This is a genomic window from Pseudomonas sp. NBRC 111119, assembly GCF_001320125.1.
Taxonomy (GTDB): domain Bacteria; phylum Pseudomonadota; class Gammaproteobacteria; order Pseudomonadales; family Pseudomonadaceae; genus Aquipseudomonas; species Aquipseudomonas parafulva.
This window is the reverse complement of the sequence record NZ_BCAV01000058.1, coordinates 38522-53700: the sequence shown is the minus strand read 5'-3', so window position 1 is coordinate 53700 and position 15179 is coordinate 38522. Positions and strand designations below refer to the sequence as shown.

14 protein-coding genes are annotated in these 15179 nt (G+C 63.1%); 8 read left to right on the top strand and 6 right to left on the bottom strand.

Translation table 11 applies throughout. The features are described 5' to 3' along the window. Positions 1-457: 457 nt before the first annotated feature. Positions 458-1144: a GNAT family N-acetyltransferase gene (locus APH25_RS20340; protein WP_060483157.1), complete on the top strand. Its 687-nt coding sequence runs from the start codon at positions 458-460 to the stop codon at positions 1142-1144. 33 nt (positions 1145-1177) lie between these two features. On the opposite strand, the gene APH25_RS20335 is transcribed toward APH25_RS20340, so the two are convergent. The 5 genes from APH25_RS20335 to APH25_RS20315 all read right to left on the bottom strand — a co-directional run bounded on the left by APH25_RS20335 (position 1178) and on the right by APH25_RS20315 (position 5670). Next, positions 1178-1933 carry an ABC transporter permease gene (locus APH25_RS20335; RefSeq protein ID WP_060483156.1) on the bottom strand — a complete coding sequence of 252 codons (756 nt, stop codon included), beginning with the start codon at positions 1931-1933 and terminating at the stop codon, positions 1178-1180. Then, on the bottom strand, positions 1933-3138 hold the full coding sequence (locus APH25_RS20330) for an ABC transporter substrate-binding protein (RefSeq protein WP_060483155.1): 1206 nt from the start codon (positions 3136-3138) through the stop codon (positions 1933-1935). The genes APH25_RS20335 and APH25_RS20330 overlap by 1 nt, the downstream gene beginning before the upstream one ends. Continuing rightward, positions 3125-3946: an ABC transporter ATP-binding protein gene (locus tag APH25_RS20325; RefSeq protein ID WP_060483154.1), complete on the bottom strand. Its 822-nt coding sequence runs from the start codon at positions 3944-3946 to the stop codon at positions 3125-3127. The genes APH25_RS20330 and APH25_RS20325 overlap by 14 nt, the downstream gene beginning before the upstream one ends. Further along, the gene (locus APH25_RS20320; RefSeq protein WP_060483153.1) at positions 3943-5007 is read right to left on the bottom strand and encodes an acyl-CoA dehydrogenase family protein; all 1065 of its coding nucleotides are present in this window, start codon (positions 5005-5007) and stop codon (positions 3943-3945) included. Before APH25_RS20320 ends, APH25_RS20325 begins: the two co-directional genes overlap by 4 nt. 99 nt (positions 5008-5106) lie before the next feature. Then, complete coding sequence (locus APH25_RS20315; RefSeq protein WP_028633792.1) at positions 5107-5670, bottom strand: carboxymuconolactone decarboxylase family protein; 564 nt, start codon at positions 5668-5670, stop codon at positions 5107-5109. Positions 5671-5772: 102 nt separating this feature from the next. Here APH25_RS20315 and APH25_RS20310 point away from each other — a divergent pair, with 102 nt between their 5' ends. Both APH25_RS20310 and APH25_RS20305 read left to right on the top strand, forming a co-directional pair. Continuing rightward, positions 5773-6684 carry an AraC family transcriptional regulator gene (locus tag APH25_RS20310; RefSeq protein ID WP_060483152.1) on the top strand — a complete coding sequence of 304 codons (912 nt, stop codon included), beginning with the start codon at positions 5773-5775 and terminating at the stop codon, positions 6682-6684. Positions 6685-6886: 202 nt separating this feature from the next. Beyond that, positions 6887-8512, top strand: a complete 1626-nt coding sequence (locus APH25_RS20305; RefSeq protein WP_060483151.1) for a methyl-accepting chemotaxis protein — start codon at positions 6887-6889, stop codon at positions 8510-8512. A 55-nt stretch (positions 8513-8567) separates the two neighbouring features. Here APH25_RS20305 and APH25_RS20300 read toward each other — a convergent pair whose 3' ends face one another. Beyond that, positions 8568-9968, bottom strand: coding sequence for a cytosine permease (locus APH25_RS20300; protein ID WP_060483150.1), 1401 nt, complete (start codon positions 9966-9968; stop codon positions 8568-8570). Positions 9969-10282: 314 nt separating this feature from the next. On the opposite strand from APH25_RS20300, the gene APH25_RS20295 reads away from it, so the two are divergent. From APH25_RS20295 to APH25_RS20275, 5 genes are all read left to right on the top strand, one after another. Then, positions 10283-10768, top strand: a complete 486-nt coding sequence (locus tag APH25_RS20295) for a flavin reductase family protein (protein ID WP_028633788.1) — start codon at positions 10283-10285, stop codon at positions 10766-10768. A 75-nt stretch (positions 10769-10843) separates the two neighbouring features. Continuing rightward, on the top strand, positions 10844-11884 hold the full coding sequence (locus APH25_RS20290) for an LLM class flavin-dependent oxidoreductase (protein ID WP_060483149.1): 1041 nt from the start codon (positions 10844-10846) through the stop codon (positions 11882-11884). A 317-nt stretch (positions 11885-12201) separates the two neighbouring features. Continuing rightward, positions 12202-12798 carry an amino acid synthesis family protein gene (locus APH25_RS20285; RefSeq protein ID WP_003256068.1) on the top strand — a complete coding sequence of 199 codons (597 nt, stop codon included), beginning with the start codon at positions 12202-12204 and terminating at the stop codon, positions 12796-12798. Positions 12799-12866: 68 nt separating this feature from the next. Then, the gene (locus APH25_RS20280; RefSeq protein WP_028633786.1) at positions 12867-13700 is read left to right on the top strand and encodes an alpha/beta fold hydrolase; all 834 of its coding nucleotides are present in this window, start codon (positions 12867-12869) and stop codon (positions 13698-13700) included. Continuing rightward, the gene (locus APH25_RS20275; RefSeq protein ID WP_028633785.1) at positions 13697-15178 is read left to right on the top strand and encodes an aldehyde dehydrogenase; all 1482 of its coding nucleotides are present in this window, start codon (positions 13697-13699) and stop codon (positions 15176-15178) included. The genes APH25_RS20280 and APH25_RS20275 overlap by 4 nt, the downstream gene beginning before the upstream one ends. The last annotated feature ends 1 nt before the right edge of the window (position 15179 follow it).

Here is a 15179-nt window from a genome sequence, read left to right as displayed (position 1 = left end):
CAACCGGTGTTGCCTGAACTACCGCGCGCTCAGAAGCAAGAGCGGTCGAGTTTATTTAGTTAATAAGTGGATATGTTTAGGGTTGCAGTTGCAGTTGCAGTTGCAGTTGCAGTTGCAGTTGCAGTTGCAGTTGCAGTTGCAGTTGCAGTTGCAGTTGCAGTTGCAGTTGCAGTTGCAGTTGCAGTTGCAGTTGCAGTTGCAGTTGCAGTTGCAGTTGCAGCTGCAGCTGCAGCTGCAGCTGCAGCTGCAGTTTTCACACTATAACGCTTCTTCATTAACGCCGAATGAAAGTGGTTCATCGTCTCTTACAGATGACATAAACACACCGAAAAAAGCCATCAACTTCAACCCTGGCCACCGACGGCACTTTCGCACCCTCTGCAGCAAACGGTTAGACTGTGCCACCTGCCACCTACATTGGCAGGCCCTACCCCGACCCGCCGGAGCCCGTCACCCGATGTTCATCCTGAGCCGCCTCGACAGCGTGCCACCCGAGTCCTTCCAGAACCAGATCCGCGAGCTGGTGATTCATGCCGTGGGCACGCTGAGCAGCGTCGCCATCACTGCCGACAACCCCCTTTACCCGCTGTACCAGTACGGCGTCGGCATGGAAGTGCACCAATACCTGCAAGCGCTGGATGGCACACGCGGCCTGTCAGTGGCCCTGACACTGGCACTGGACGCCGATGCACCTGACAAGCTGCTGGGCTTCGCCCTCACCCTGCCCGCCCAGGACGATGACCAGGCGTGCGAGCTGGCCTTCCTGGCAGTGCACCCCGACCACCGCCGCCAAGGGATCGCCCGCGCCTTGTTGGGCGACCTGCAAAGCCGACAAGCCTGCGTCGAGCTGAATGCCTTCGCCAGCCAGGTACCGTGGTTCGAAGCCATGGGCATGCAGGTGGTGGCCGCCAACGGCCCACAGGTGCTGATGAGCAGTACCGGTCAACCAAGCGGCGCCCTGATCGGCCGCCTGGACATCGCGCCCATCTACGAAACCACCGAGGTCATGCAGATTCACACCTACCTGCTCAACCAGCAAGGTGAAGATGCCATGATCGAGGCCGAACAGCAGCGCGACGAACGCCTGGACGCGTTGAGCCTGCAGGCCCAGGCCTGTGTGCGCCAGCGCCAGACAGTCCATTGAGGCGGCGCGGGCTGCCTGCGCAGCCCGTTTGTTTCAGGCGTGCACCCAGTGGCGATGCAACCCACGCGCCACGGCATCCAGCGCGAACCCCAGTACACCAATCAACAGCACCATAGCCATCAGCTCGGAGTACGCCAAGCGGTCGCGGGTATCAAGAATGAAGTACCCCAGGCCCGCACTCACGCCCAGCATTTCGCAGGGCACCAGCACGATCCAGAGGATACCGATGGCCAGGCGAACGCCTGTCAGCACATGCCCGATCACCCCCGGCACGATGACCTTGCACAGGGTTTCCCAACGGGTGGCACTCAGGCTGCGACTTAATTGCAACCAGCGCGGGTCCAGTTGGCGAACACCTGCTGCTGTGTTCAGCAAAATCGGCCACAGCGCGGCGAACGCCAGCAGAAAATAGATAGGCTGGTCCCCTACCCCCATCAGCATCACCACCACGGGCATCCAGGACAGGGGCGAGATCATGCGCAAAAACTGGAACGCCGGTGTGGTTGCGGCTTCCAGGTGACGGTAGCTGCCCACCAGCAAACCCAGGGGTACGCCGATCAACAACGCCAGTAGCAGGCCCACCAGAATACGCTTCAGGCTCACCCAGATGTGCCCGTATACCTCGCCCTGCCCTAACAGCTCGACCAGGCTGGCAAGGGTCGCCGCCGGTGAAAACCGCGCCGACAGCCCATCGGCCTGGCCGAACACTTCCACCCCGGCCCACCACAGCACCAACAGCGCCAGCAACCCGGCCAGCCCGAGGCTGGCGTGAACGACATGCTTGCGCATCAGACCGCGAACTCCTCACTGCGCTCGAAGTTGTCGGCGATGCCGAACACCGAGGGCCCACCCACTGCCGCAATGGCGTTGCGCACAAAGCGGTCATCTACCAGGTCGCGGGCTATGTGGGCAGGGTCCAGATTGGCCAGGAAGCGGTTATCACCCTCGATCAACGTCGTCTTCAGGCGCTTCACCAGTTCTTCGGTATAGCTCGGGTACGGGTAAGGCTGGAAGTCGATACGCTTTTCATCCCACTGCTGATGGCGGATGGCGCCACTGGCGATGTACCCGGCACGGTCGTCGGCAGCGGGCGCCAGCACCTTGGCCAGCACGGCGGGCTCATGGGGCGTGTACTTGTTGGGGCCGGCCTTGGACAGCAGTGCGGCGGCCTCGGCGCGATGGTCGCGGGTCCATTGCTGGGCCTTGACGATGGCGTTGACCACCTTCTGCGACCATTCCGGGCGGTTGTTGAGGTCGTGCTCGTGCATGAACACCACGCAGCACGCGTGATTGCGCCACACATCGCCGGTAAAGCGCTGCACCCGGCCCACCTTGAGGTTCTCGGCCAGGGCGTTGAATGGCTCGGCAACGATGTAACCGGCGATGCGCTTGCTGGCCAGGGCCGGAGGCATGTCCGAAGGTGGCAGCACCAGCAGGTTGACCTGGTTGGCCGCCAACGGCGCGTTGGCGGGCTTGGAAACGGCTTCAAGGCCATTGTCGGTCAGCATCTGCTGCAACACCACGTTATGGATGGAATACCAGAACGGGATCGCTACGGTCTTGCCGCCCAGCTGCTTGATATCGGTTATGTCTGGTGCCACCGTCAGCCCCGAACCGCCCACGTGATTCCAGGCGACCACCTTGGCCGGGACCTTGCTGCCATAGCGCGCCCATACGGTCATGGGCGACAGCAGGTGGATGACATTGACCTGCCCAGAGATGAACGCTTCGATCACCTGCGCCCAACTACGCAGCAGCACCGGCCGCTCGGCCTTGATGCCTTCGGCTTCGAACAGGCCGTTATTGTGCGCCACCAGCAACGGCGTGGCATCGGTGATCGGCAGGTAACCAATGCGCACAGGCGCATCCGGCTCGGCGGCAGCGCGCGCTTGCAGGCTGGACAGCAGCGGCAAGGCACCGGCAGCGGTGAACATGGCGCCGAGCTTTAGAAAATCACGGCGTGAAGAAGAGGAGCAGCAGTCATCCATGCACATGGACAGCCTCCGAGGGCAACAGGGTTGGGTGGGGTTCGACTGTGCGGCTTGCCCGCCGAAAGGTTTTCAGAATGTCGATGCGCAAGGCGCCCAGTGCCTCGACCTGCTGCGTCCGCGGTTGCGGCAGGTCGATGGGCCATTGGCCGAGGACATGCGCTGGGTGATCGCCCAGTAGCAATACCCGATCGGACAACAGCAGGGCTTCGTCGATGTCGTGGGTAATCAGCACCGCCGCCGTGTTATGGGTGGCGATCAGTTGCAGCAGCAATTGCTGCATATCGGCCCGGGTCACTTCATCCAGTGCCCCGAACGGCTCGTCCAACAGCAGCACCTGTGGCTGGCGCGCCAGGCAGCGGGCCAGCGCCGTGCGCTGAGCCATGCCGCCCGACAGCTGCGCCGGGTACTGGTTGCGCGCATGGCCCAGGCCCACGGCGGCAATGGCATGGTCGACCCGTGCGCGACGCTCGTGCGCGGCCAGGTTGGGCTGGCGCGCAAAGTCCAGGCCGAAGGCGACGTTCTTTTCAAGGTTCAGCCATGGCAACAGGCTCGGGTCCTGGAACGCCACCGCCAGGCGCGGATGCGGGCCCTGCAACGGTTGCCCATGCAGGCTCACGGTACCGCTGCGGGGCTGCTGCAGGCCCGCCAACACCCGCAACAAGCTCGACTTGCCCACACCGCTCGGCCCCAGGATGCTCACCACCTCCCCCGGTGCAAGCTGGAGATCGAACTGGGCGAGTACCTGCTGCCAGCCGCCCTCGCGAGGGTAACCCAGGCTGATATCCCGGGCTTCCAGCACTACCTGCGTCATGCCGAGGCGGCCTGGCGCTGCAGTTCGGCGCGAAGCTGCACCAGGCTCGGCGTCACGATCGGCACAAAGGCCGACTCGCGCCAGCGCCGGGCAAAGCCTTCGCCATACTCGCTCAGGTAGGCCTTGCCACCGCTGGCCTGAAGCTCCAGCTGTACAGCATCGGCCGCACACTCGGCCAGGGTGATGCGCAGTTTGAACAGGGCTGCCGGCTGCTGGCGGAAGCGCTCGTCCAACAGCCCCTGCTTGAGCTCGGCAACGGTGTTTTCCAGCCGTGCGGCCAGCACCTGCTGCGCCTCCTCAAGGAACGACGCCCGCCCATGCAGGTGCAGTTGCACCTCCTGCAACGCCCGGCGCGCAAGGCCGATGGCCATGCCACACTGCAGTGCGAGAAACGCAGGCCGGACCTGAGGCAGGAATTCACGGGCGTTTTCGTGCAGCAGCCAGTCGCGGGCCAGTTGCACCTGGTGGAAGGCCAGCGCCGCCGTATTGCTGGACTGCAGGCCCATCAACTGCAGGTCGTCGGACCGTTCCAGGCCCTGTGCCCCGGACGGGATAGCCAGCACGAACGGAGCCCCCCCGGCATCGTCCTCAATGGCTGCGGCCACCACGAAGCCGCTTTTGCGCAGGTTGGTCACCCAGTGCAAGCGGCCTTCGAGGTTCCAGCCATCATAGGTGGGGCGGCCACGCACCTGCAGCGCCTCGATGCCAGACAGGAACTTCATGGCATTGGACAGGCCGGTGGCGCCGGCCAGTTCACCCTTTAGCAGCTGCGGCAGCAGCCGCTCGCGCAGGCCCTGGTTAGGGCTGTGCAGCAGGTACTCGATGAAGGCACGCTGCCCCCAGCACACGAACGCCGTGGCCAGCGAGCGGCTGGCGATGGCGGCAATTGCCTCGACGGCATCGGTGACCTGGCCGCCGACCCCGCCCAACGCAGGGTCAACGCCAACCTGCAACAGCTGCGAGTCGGCAATATGCGCCAGCACCTGGTGCGGTTCGCACTGACCCCGGTCGATGGCTTCGGCGTTGGCATCCAGCCACGTCCGAAATGCACAATCTTGCATGATCTTGCTCCTTGTAAAACGCCGCGGCCGCCAGGCGACCCCTCTGCGGCACCAGGCCGCTCCTACACCGACCACCCACCTGGCAGCCCGTTGGGTGAATCAGGCAGACGGCTGATGCCAGCGGTATTTGCCCAGCTCGTCATTGAGCGGCGTCTGGGCGAACACATTAGCAAAGTTGCACAGGGTTGCGAGGCTCACCCCCAGAATCACTTCCAGGGCGTTGCCTTCTGTGAAACCGGCGTCACGGAACGCCTGATAGGTCGCGTCACTGACATTGCCACGGGTGGCGATGACTTCACGGGCAAAGGCCGCCAGGGTTTCATAGCGTGCATCGGGCAATTCACCGCGAGCACGCAGGGCATCGACCACCTCCTGGGGCAGCTTGGCCTTGTTCAGCGCCACGGCCGTGTGGCCTGCCACGCAGAAGTCACAACCGTGCTGGGTGGCGGCAATCAACTGCACCACCTCGCGTTCGGCGAGGGTGAGTTCCGATTTGCCGTTCAACGCAGAAACGGTCACGTAGGTCTCCAGCGCAGCCGGTGCATTGGCCAGCACCCCCAGCAGGTTGGGGATGAAGCCGGCGTTCTTCTGGGCGTTTTCCAAAAACGGCCGGGCCGCCTCGGGGGCGCTTTGCAGGGTGTGTAGGGTAATGCGCGAGGACATGAGGTAGTCTCCATACTTGGGTGTGCCCACAGTCTGTTGGTTATAAGAAGTTCGCTCCATATTCATCAGTCGCTTTTACTTGCTCCAGAGTGTTTGTATTAGATGATTTGCGCCAGCCACCTCGTTGAATGGTTATTAGAAAGCCTGGAACTCGATGCCAGCCTGTTCCACGTGGGCCGCTATTGCGGCGGCTGGCACGCCAGCACCTACGGCATGGGCCACGCCAGTTTTCACCTGGTGGTGCAGGGGCACTGCTGGCTGCACGCAGCCGGGCAAGCGCAACCGGTGCGGCTCGAGCGTGGTGATGCGGTGTTTCTGTTGCGTGACATCGAGTACCGGCTGGCCAGTGAGCAGGACACCGCAGACGCCTGCGCCCAACCGCGCCAGGCCATGCAGACGCTGAATGCCGAGGCGGTGGACGGCGTGGGGCTGGTGTGCGGCTTTTTCCACTTCAGCAGCGGGTTGTCTTCGCTGATTGCCGAAGGGCTGGCCGACCTTATCGTGCTCCGCGCCGACGACCCGGCGGGCAATGCAGCCCAGGCGCTGTTCGGGTTGATCATGGAGGAATGCCGGCGCCAGCCCGGGCCGTCACAGGTATTGTTGGAGCGCCTGACTCATCTGCTGTTCCTGTATGCACTGCGCCAACAGGTGCATGCCGGGCAGAAGTATGGAGGCTTGATCGCCCTCGCCCGCCAGCCCAACTTTGCCGAACTGCTGGAGCAACTGATCGGTGACCCCGGGCAGCCCTGGACACTGGAACGCATGGCGGCGTGCACCGGCCTGTCACGGTCGGCATTTTTCAAACGCTTCAACGACCTGGCCGGTCAGTCGCCCGGCCAGGTACTGCTGGCACTGCGCATGCGCCATGCCAGCCAGTTGCTGCGGGCGGGACATACGGTGGAGCAAGTGGGCGTGCAAGCCGGGTACCAGTCGGTGGCCGCGTTCACCCGGGCCTTCAACAAGGCCATCGGCGTGCAGCCTGGGGCGTACCGGCGCCAGCACGACAGCCGTTAGCAGCGCGAGCTGCCACTCATGCCGTTACGTTGTATGACTGTTCAACAATAATGGCTATATGTAATCATCCAAAGCAAAACAGTATTCGTGAGGGTACGGTCCACTCCCTAATCCGCAGCGCTTCCAGAGCCTGGCGCCTTTCCGGTGACATGGCATTGCGTCACCAGCTCCCGAGGCCTGCCTGCCACCGTAGGAGCATCTGATGCAGTTGAGGAATATGAAAATCGGCGTTCGCGCAGCCAGCGTGTTTGCCGTGCTGGGTTTGCTGGTACTGATACTGGGCATGACCGCCCTGTATGAAACCCAGAAGATGGACGAGTCTACGGATGAAATACGCCTGACCTGGATGCCCACCGTGATGTCGCTCAGCGATATCAACAGCAACCTTGGCCGGGCCCGCGCACTCACCCTGCGCAGCGCACTGGACGACGACCCCGCTGAACGCAGCCGCAACCTGGAGCTGATCCGGGGAGTAGAAGCGCAGTTGCAAAAAGGTATCGAAGACTACGTCGGTACCATCGTCAGCGAAGAAGACAGCGCCCTGTTCGAGACCTTCAAAAGTACCTATCGGGATTACCTGCAAGTCCAGACCGAGGTGCTGCAGGACATCTCGGCCGGCCGCCTGGACAACGCCAAGCAGTCGATCACTGGCCCGCTCACTGACCGCGCCGACACCATGATGCAGGCCATGACCGCCCTGATCACCTTCAATGGCAAAGGTGCCGAAGCTGCTTCCCAGTTGAGCAGTGACGTGGCCGATGAAGCGTATGTGGCCATCATCGGCGCATTGGTCATCATCATGCTGGCCCTGCTGGCCATCGCCACCCTGCTCACCCGCAGTATCGTGGTGCCGCTGGCAGACGCCGTGGCCGTGGCCGAACGTGTCGCAACCGGTGACCTCACCCAGCAGATCCGTGTGGTCGGCCGCGACGAGCCAGCGTTGCTGCTGGCGGCGTTGAGCCGCATGCAGGGCAACCTGCGCGAAACCATCGGCAAGATCGTCGCGTCGTCCGACCAGTTGGCGTCGGCGTCCGAAGAGCTGCACACCGTGACCGAGGACACCAGCCGCGGCCTCCACCAGCAAAGCGCGGAAATCGATCAGGCAGCCACCGCCGTGAACCAGATGACCGCCGCTGTCGAGGAAGTCGCCAACAACGCCGTGAGCACCGCCGATGCGTCCAAAGGTGCCGACCAGACGACACGCGACGGCCGTGACCGGGTCAACCAGGCGCTGGCGTCCATTGAGCAGTTGGTGGCGGAAGTGACCGGCACCTCCGGCGAGATCCAGCAACTGGCCAGCAGTGCCAACGAGATCAGCCGGGTGCTGGATGTGATCGGCGCCATCGCCGGGCAAACCAACCTGTTGGCGCTCAACGCCGCCATCGAAGCGGCCCGCGCTGGCGAGGCGGGCCGGGGCTTTGCGGTCGTGGCCGACGAGGTACGCGCGCTGGCCCACCGTACCCAGCAGTCCACCGCAGAAATCGAGCAGATGATCACCGGTATCCAGAACGGTACCGAGCGCGCGGTCACCGCCATGGGCAGCAGCCAGGACCGTGCGTCTGGCACGCTTGAAGTGGCGCAGGGTGCCGGCCAGGCGCTGGAAGTGATCGCCGAGGCAATCGCCTCGATCAACCAGCGGAACCTGGTGATTGCCAGCGCATCGGAGCAGCAGGCGCAGGTGGCGCGGGAAGTGGACCGCAACCTGGTCAACATCCGCGACCTGTCCATGCAGACTTCGGCCGGTGCCAACCAGACCAGTGCAGCGGCCCAGGACCTGTCGCGCTTGGCAGTGGACCTCAATGCCATGGTGGCGCAGTTCAAGGTCTGACCCATAAAGACCGGGGGCCGCATGGCGGCCCCGGGTCAACACAGTGGTGCAGGGATCATTTAACCGTCACTGCCCGCCCCACCTTCTCCACCTTGCCCCGGGTTGCCAGGCAGTAATACAGCGGCACCGTCACCAACAGGCCGAACAGCCAGGACAGGTCTGCCCCTTCGACGATGTTCGAGTACGGCCCCACATACAGCGATGTATTGGCAAACGGCAACTGCACCAGAATGCCGCAGGCGTAGGCAATGATGGCGTGGTGGTTGAAGCGGCCATAGATGCCGCCGTCGGCGCTGAAAATCGAGGCGATGTCGTACTGGCCCTTCTTGATCAGGTAGAAGTCGATCAGGTTGATCGATGCCCAGGGTACCAGCACCAGCAGCAGCGCCAGGATCAGGCCGATGAACTGGCCGATGAAGTCGGCCGACGCATTCAGGGCAACCAGGCCGCAACCCGCCAGAATCACGCTGGCCAGTACCACACGTACCTTGATGCTGGGCGTCCAGTGGGCCACGAAGGTCTGGATGGCGGTCACGATCGACAACACGGCGCCATACAGGTTGAGGGCGTTGTGGCTGATGATGTTGAGCAGGAACAACACCATCAGGATCGGCCCCAGCCAGCCAGTGGCCTGTTTCACTGCATCCATCGCATCAGTGCCTTCCGGCACGCACAGCACCGCCACCGTGCCGAAGCTGAAGCACAGGATAGTGCCCAGGGTGGCGCCGAAATAGGTGGCCCAGAACGGCTTGGCGATACCGACCTCACGGGGCAGGTAACGCGAATAGTCCGAGGTGTACGGCGAGAAGCTGATCTGCCAGATGATGCCCAGCGAGACCGTGGCGATGAAGCCGGACAGGTTGAAGGCCCCGCGGGTAAGGAAGTCGGCGGGCAGGGTCTGGGCGAACATCATGATGAAGCCGGCCAGCAGCGCCGAGCCCATCACCCAGGTACCGATACGGTTGAGGGTATGGATGAAGCGATAGCCGATGACGCCGATGGCCGTGGCGCTGAGGGCACCGATGACGATGGCCCCCGGCATCGGCACGCTCGGGGCAATGCCATGAATGGTCTTGCCTGCCAGCACGATGTTGGAGATGAAGAAGCCGACGTAGATCAGCGCGGTAAAGAAGACGATCAGCAGCGCACCGTAGCGGCCGAACTGGCCGCGGCTCTGCACCATCTGCGGAATGCCCAGCTGCGGTCCCTGCGCAGAGGCAAGGGCGATGACCACGCCCCCGACCAGATGGCCCAGCACGATAGCGACCAGCCCCCACAGCAGGTTCAGGTGAAACACCTGAACCACCATGGCGCCGGTGACGATGGGCAGTGGCGCGATGTTGGTGCTGAACCAGAGGGTGAACAGGTCGCGCGCCTTCCCATGGCGCTCGGCAGGTGGAACGTAATCGACCGTGTGATTCTCGACAAACTGGTGTTGCGACGACGGTTGGGACATGGTTTTTAGCTCGAAAGGTCGTTTTTATCTTTGTAGGAAACCGCATCAAGGCGGCCTCTCAGCTGCGGACCATATTATGGTATTCCAAACTTTTGACAACACTGATACGCATTAAAAAAACCCAGCTGATCCGTTTCCGCAGCCGCTGGCAAAAATCAACTTGGTGCTCAACCCCTTTATATACGTGGCCTGCAGCCGTTCATCGCGCATATTCCACGTACAAAAATTCCGCTTGCAAAATAGGTATTACGGTATACCATCAGACACATCAACGATAAAAACCGCGGCCCACCGCAGCTTTAGAGGTACACAAGATGATCGACGCAACCGTCTACAAAAACGTCCTGGGTTCCTTCCCGTCCGGCGTTACCGTCATCACCACCCTGGACGACGACGGCGCGGTCGTCGGCCTGACCGCCAGCGCGTTCTCGTCGCTGTCGATGGACCCGCCACTGGTCCTGTTCTGCCCCAACTACACGTCTGATTCCTACCCTGTGCTCATTCGCCAAAAGCGCTTTGCCATTCACCTGCTCTCCGGTGAACAGCAGGCGCAGGCTTATGCGTTCGCCAAAAAAGGCAAGGACAAGGCTGCCGGCATCGAATGGTCGCTGAGCGCCTTGGGCAACCCGATCCTGGCCGGGGCTACCGCCGTGATCGAGTGCGAGTTGTGGCGCGAGTACGAAGGCGGTGACCACGCCATCATGGTCGGCAAAGTGCACAACCTGATTGTCCCGGATGAAGCGCCGCGACCAATGGTGTACTGCCGCGGCAAAATGGCCACCCTGCCGGCGTTCGCCTGACCCCTTCCCCCTATCAAAGCCCATGGCGCCAGCCCTGCCCGGCGCCAGACATTTTCAAGCGTTGAGGAACCCCCCATGAAATTTTCGTTGTTCGTGCACATGGAACGTTGGGATGAACAGGTCAGCCACCGCCAGTTGTTCGAAGACCTCACCGAACTGACCCTGATGGCCGAAGACGGCGGTTTCAGCACCGTGTGGATTGGCGAACACCACGCCATGGAATACACCATCTCGCCAAGCCCCATGCCACTGCTGGCCTACCTGGCGGCACGCACCGAAAAGATTCGCCTGGGCGCCGGCACCATCATCGCGCCGTTCTGGAACCCCATCCGCGTGGCCGGCGAGTGCGCCCTGCTCGACGTGATCAGCAACGGCCGCATGGAAGTGGGCCTGGCCCGGGGTGCCTACCAGTTCGAATTCGACCGCATGGCCGGTGGCATGCCCGCAACTGACGGCGGCAAGGCCCTGCGCGAAATGGTGCCTGTGGTGCGCAAACTGTGGGAAGGCGACTACGCCCATGAGGGCGAGGTGTACAAGTTCCCCACCTCCACCAGCGTACCCAAGCCGTTCAACGCCACGCCGCCGATGTGGATCGCCGCCCGCGACCCAGACTCGCACAACTTCGCCGTGGCCAATGGCTGCAATGTCATGGTCACCCCGCTGATGAAGGGCGACGAGGAAGTGCTGGACCTGAAGAACAAGTTCCAGGCAGCCCTGGACAACAACCCGGGCGTGCCGCGCCCACAACTGATGGTGCTGCGCCACACTCACGTGCACAGCCCAGACGAGCCGGAAGGCTGGAAGGTGGGCGCGCAGGCCATTTCGCGCTTCTACCGCACCTTCGATGCCTGGTTTGGCAACAAGACCGTGCCTGTGAACGGTTTCCTGGCGCCGAGCCCGGAATCGAAGTTCGCCGAAGTGCCGGCGTTCCAGCTGGAGAATATCCGCAAGAACACCATGATCGGCACGCCGGAAGAAATCATCGCGCGCATCCGCTACTACCAGGAGCTGGGCGTCGACGAGTTCAGCTTCTGGTGCGACAACAGCCTGCCCCACGCCGAGAAGAAAAAGTCGCTTGAACTGTTCATCAAGGAAGTGGTGCCGGCGTTCGCCTGAATTTCCATTGCCTGATTGATTGCGGGATACGCCCGCTCCCGTGGGCCCTAGCGGCCCGCGCGAGCGGGCTTTTTAGATTCAAGGGCCAAGCGTTCGCGCGCAAATGGCGCAGGAATAATTGGCCCGAAACAAGCGTAGGAGCGAGCGCAGGTCGCGATGCGCCGCGCGGGCGGCGCTCGATCTCCCAACCACCACCACACCCAAGCCCGCCACCTTTCGTCCCCGCGAACGAGAAATTTCCAGGCACCTCTTGCACAACAAATATTATGGTATACCATCAGACAACAAGAACTGATCAACCTCACCAGGAGCCTTCCATGAGTTTCGAAATTCGCAAGATCGTCACCTATTCCGAAGAGACCCGCATCGAAGGTGGCAAGGCCACCGACAAGCCCGTGACCATGGTCGGGCTGGCAGTGGTCATCAAGAACCCTTGGGCCGGTCGCGGTTTTGTTGAAGATCTGAAGCCCGAGATTCGTGCCAACTGCTCGGAGCTGGGTGCACTGATGGTAGAGCGCCTTACCGCTGCCATCGGCGGTGCCGACAAGATCGAGGCCTATGGCAAGGCCGCCGTGGTCGGTGCAGACGGCGAAATCGAGCACGCCTCGGCCGTGATCCATACCCTGCGTTTCGGCAACCATTACCGCGAAGCGGTCCAGGCCAAGAGCTACCTGAGCTTTACCAACAAGCGCGGTGGCCCTGGCACCTCGATCCAGATCCCGATGATGCAGAAGGACGACGAAGGCCTGCGCTCGCACTACATCACCCTGGAAATGCAGATCGAAGACGCGCCGCGTGCCGACGAGATCGTGGTGGTGCTGGGCGCTGCCGACGGTGGCCGCCTGCACCCGCGTATCGGCAACCGCTATATCGACCTCGAAGAACTGGCTGCCGAAAAAGCCAACGCTCAATAACAATAACCAAGACGGGCCGGGGCGTGGCGTGTGTACCCGCCGCGCCCGACCTTCAAGGAGCGCCCTCCATGATTCAGCCTGTCGCTGAACGCACCCCCGCCGGCACCAGCTACCTGAGCGTGGGCCAGGGCCAACCTGTGGTACTGATCCACGGCGTGGGCCTGAACAAGGAAATGTGGGGCGGGCAGATCGTTGGCCTGGCCAACGACTACCGCGTCATCGCCTACGACATGCTCGGCCACGGCCAAAGCGCCCTGCCAGCTGCCGACACCGGCCTGGAGGGTTACGCCGCCCAGCTGGCCGAGTTGCTGGACCACCTGCAGATCCCCCAGGCAACCGTGATCGGTTTCTCCATGGGTGGCCTGGTGGCCCGTGCCTTCGCCCTGCATTACCCACAGCGCCTGGCTGCGCTGGTGGTGCTCAACAGCGTGTTCAACCGCAGCCCCGAGCAGAGCGCCGGCGTTATCGCCCGTGCCGCACAGGCCGCGGAGCTTGGCCCTGACGCCAACGTCGACGCTGCGCTTGAGCGCTGGTTCAGCCGTGAATACAAAGCGGCCAACCCCGCTCAGGTGGCCGCCATCCGCCAGGTGCTGGCCGGCAACGACCCGCAGGGCTACCACACCACCTATTCACTGTTCGCCACCCAGGACATGTACCGCGCAGGCGACCTGGGCAGCATTCAGGTGCCCACGCTGATTGCCACCGGCGAGCTCGACGCCGGCTCCACGCCCGCCATGACCCGCCAGCTTGCCGCCAGTATTCCAGGCGCCCACAGCGTGGTGCTTGCTGAACAACGGCATATGATGGCAGTGGAAGCACCACGTGAAGTCAACAAGATGCTGCTGGACTTTCTTGCAAACGCCCGCAGCCTGACCGAATCCGCCAAGGGGATTGTTGCATGACCCTCGTTCGTTTCCAGATGTGCATCGACGGCCAATGGCACGATGCCCAGAGCGGCAAGACCTTCGACAGCCTCAACCCGGCCACGGCCCAGGCCTGGGCACAACTGCCCGACGCCGACGAGGCCGACGTGGAACTGGCTGTGCAGGCCGCCCAGCGCGCCTTTGACAGCCCGCAGTGGCGCAGCATTACCGCCACGGCGCGTGGCAAGCTGCTGCGCCGCCTGGGGGACCTGATTGCCGAGAACAAAGAGCACCTGGCGCAGCTGGAGAGCCGCGACAACGGCAAGCTGATCCGCGAAACCCGCGGCCAGGTCGGTTACCTGCCGGAGTTCTTCCACTACACCGCGGGCCTGGCCGACAAGCTCGAGGGCGGCACCCTGCCCCTGGACAAGCCGGACCTGTTCGCCTACACCGTGCACGAGCCCATCGGCGTGGTGGCCGGGATCATCCCGTGGAACAGCCCGCTGTACCTCACCGCCATCAAGCTGGCCCCGGCCCTGGCGGCGGGCAACACCATTGTGCTCAAGCCGTCCGAGCATGCTTCGGCCACCATTCTCGAGCTCGCCCGCCTGGCGCTGGAGGCTGGCTTCCCTGCCGGCGTGGTCAACGTGGTGACCGGCTACGGCCCCAGCACCGGCGCTGCCCTCACCCGCCACCCGCTGGTGCGCAAGATCGCGTTCACCGGTGGCGCCGCCACGGCACGGCACGTGGTGCGCAGCAGTGCAGAAAACTTCGCCAAGCTGTCGCTGGAACTGGGTGGCAAGTCGCCGAACATCATCTTTGCCGACGCTGACCTGGACAGCGCCATCAACGGCGCAGTAGCCGGTATCTATGCCGCCTCCGGGCAAAGCTGCGTGGCCGGTTCGCGCCTGCTGGTACAGGACGAGATCTTCGATGAGTTCGTCGAACGCCTCATCGCCCGGGCCAAGCGTATCCGCATCGGCAGCCCGCAGGATGACGCCAGCGAAATGGGCCCCATGGCCACGGCGCAACAGCTGGCAGTGGTCGAAACCCTGGTGGCCGCAGCCAAGGCCGAAGGCGCCAAGCTGCACATGGGGGGCAAGCGTGCCGAGGTTGAAGGCGACGGCTGGTTCTACGAGCCCACCCTGTTCGAGTGCGACAGCAACTCGATGACCATCATGCAGGAAGAGGTGTTCGGGCCTGTCGCTGCGGTGATCCGCTTCAAGACCGAAGAAGAAGCACTGGCCATCGCCAACGACTCGCAGTTCGGCCTGGCGGCCGGCATCTGGACCCGCGACCTGGGACGCGCCCACCGCCTGGCGCGCGACGTGCGCTCGGGCATCATCTGGGTCAACACCTACCGCGCCGTCTCGGCCATGGCACCGATCGGCGGGTTCAAGAACAGCGGCTACGGCCGTGAAAGCGGCATCGATTCGGTGCTGGCCTATACCGAGCTGAAGACCGTGTGGATCAACCTGTCCACCGCGCCCATGCCCGACCCGTTCGTGATGCGCTAAG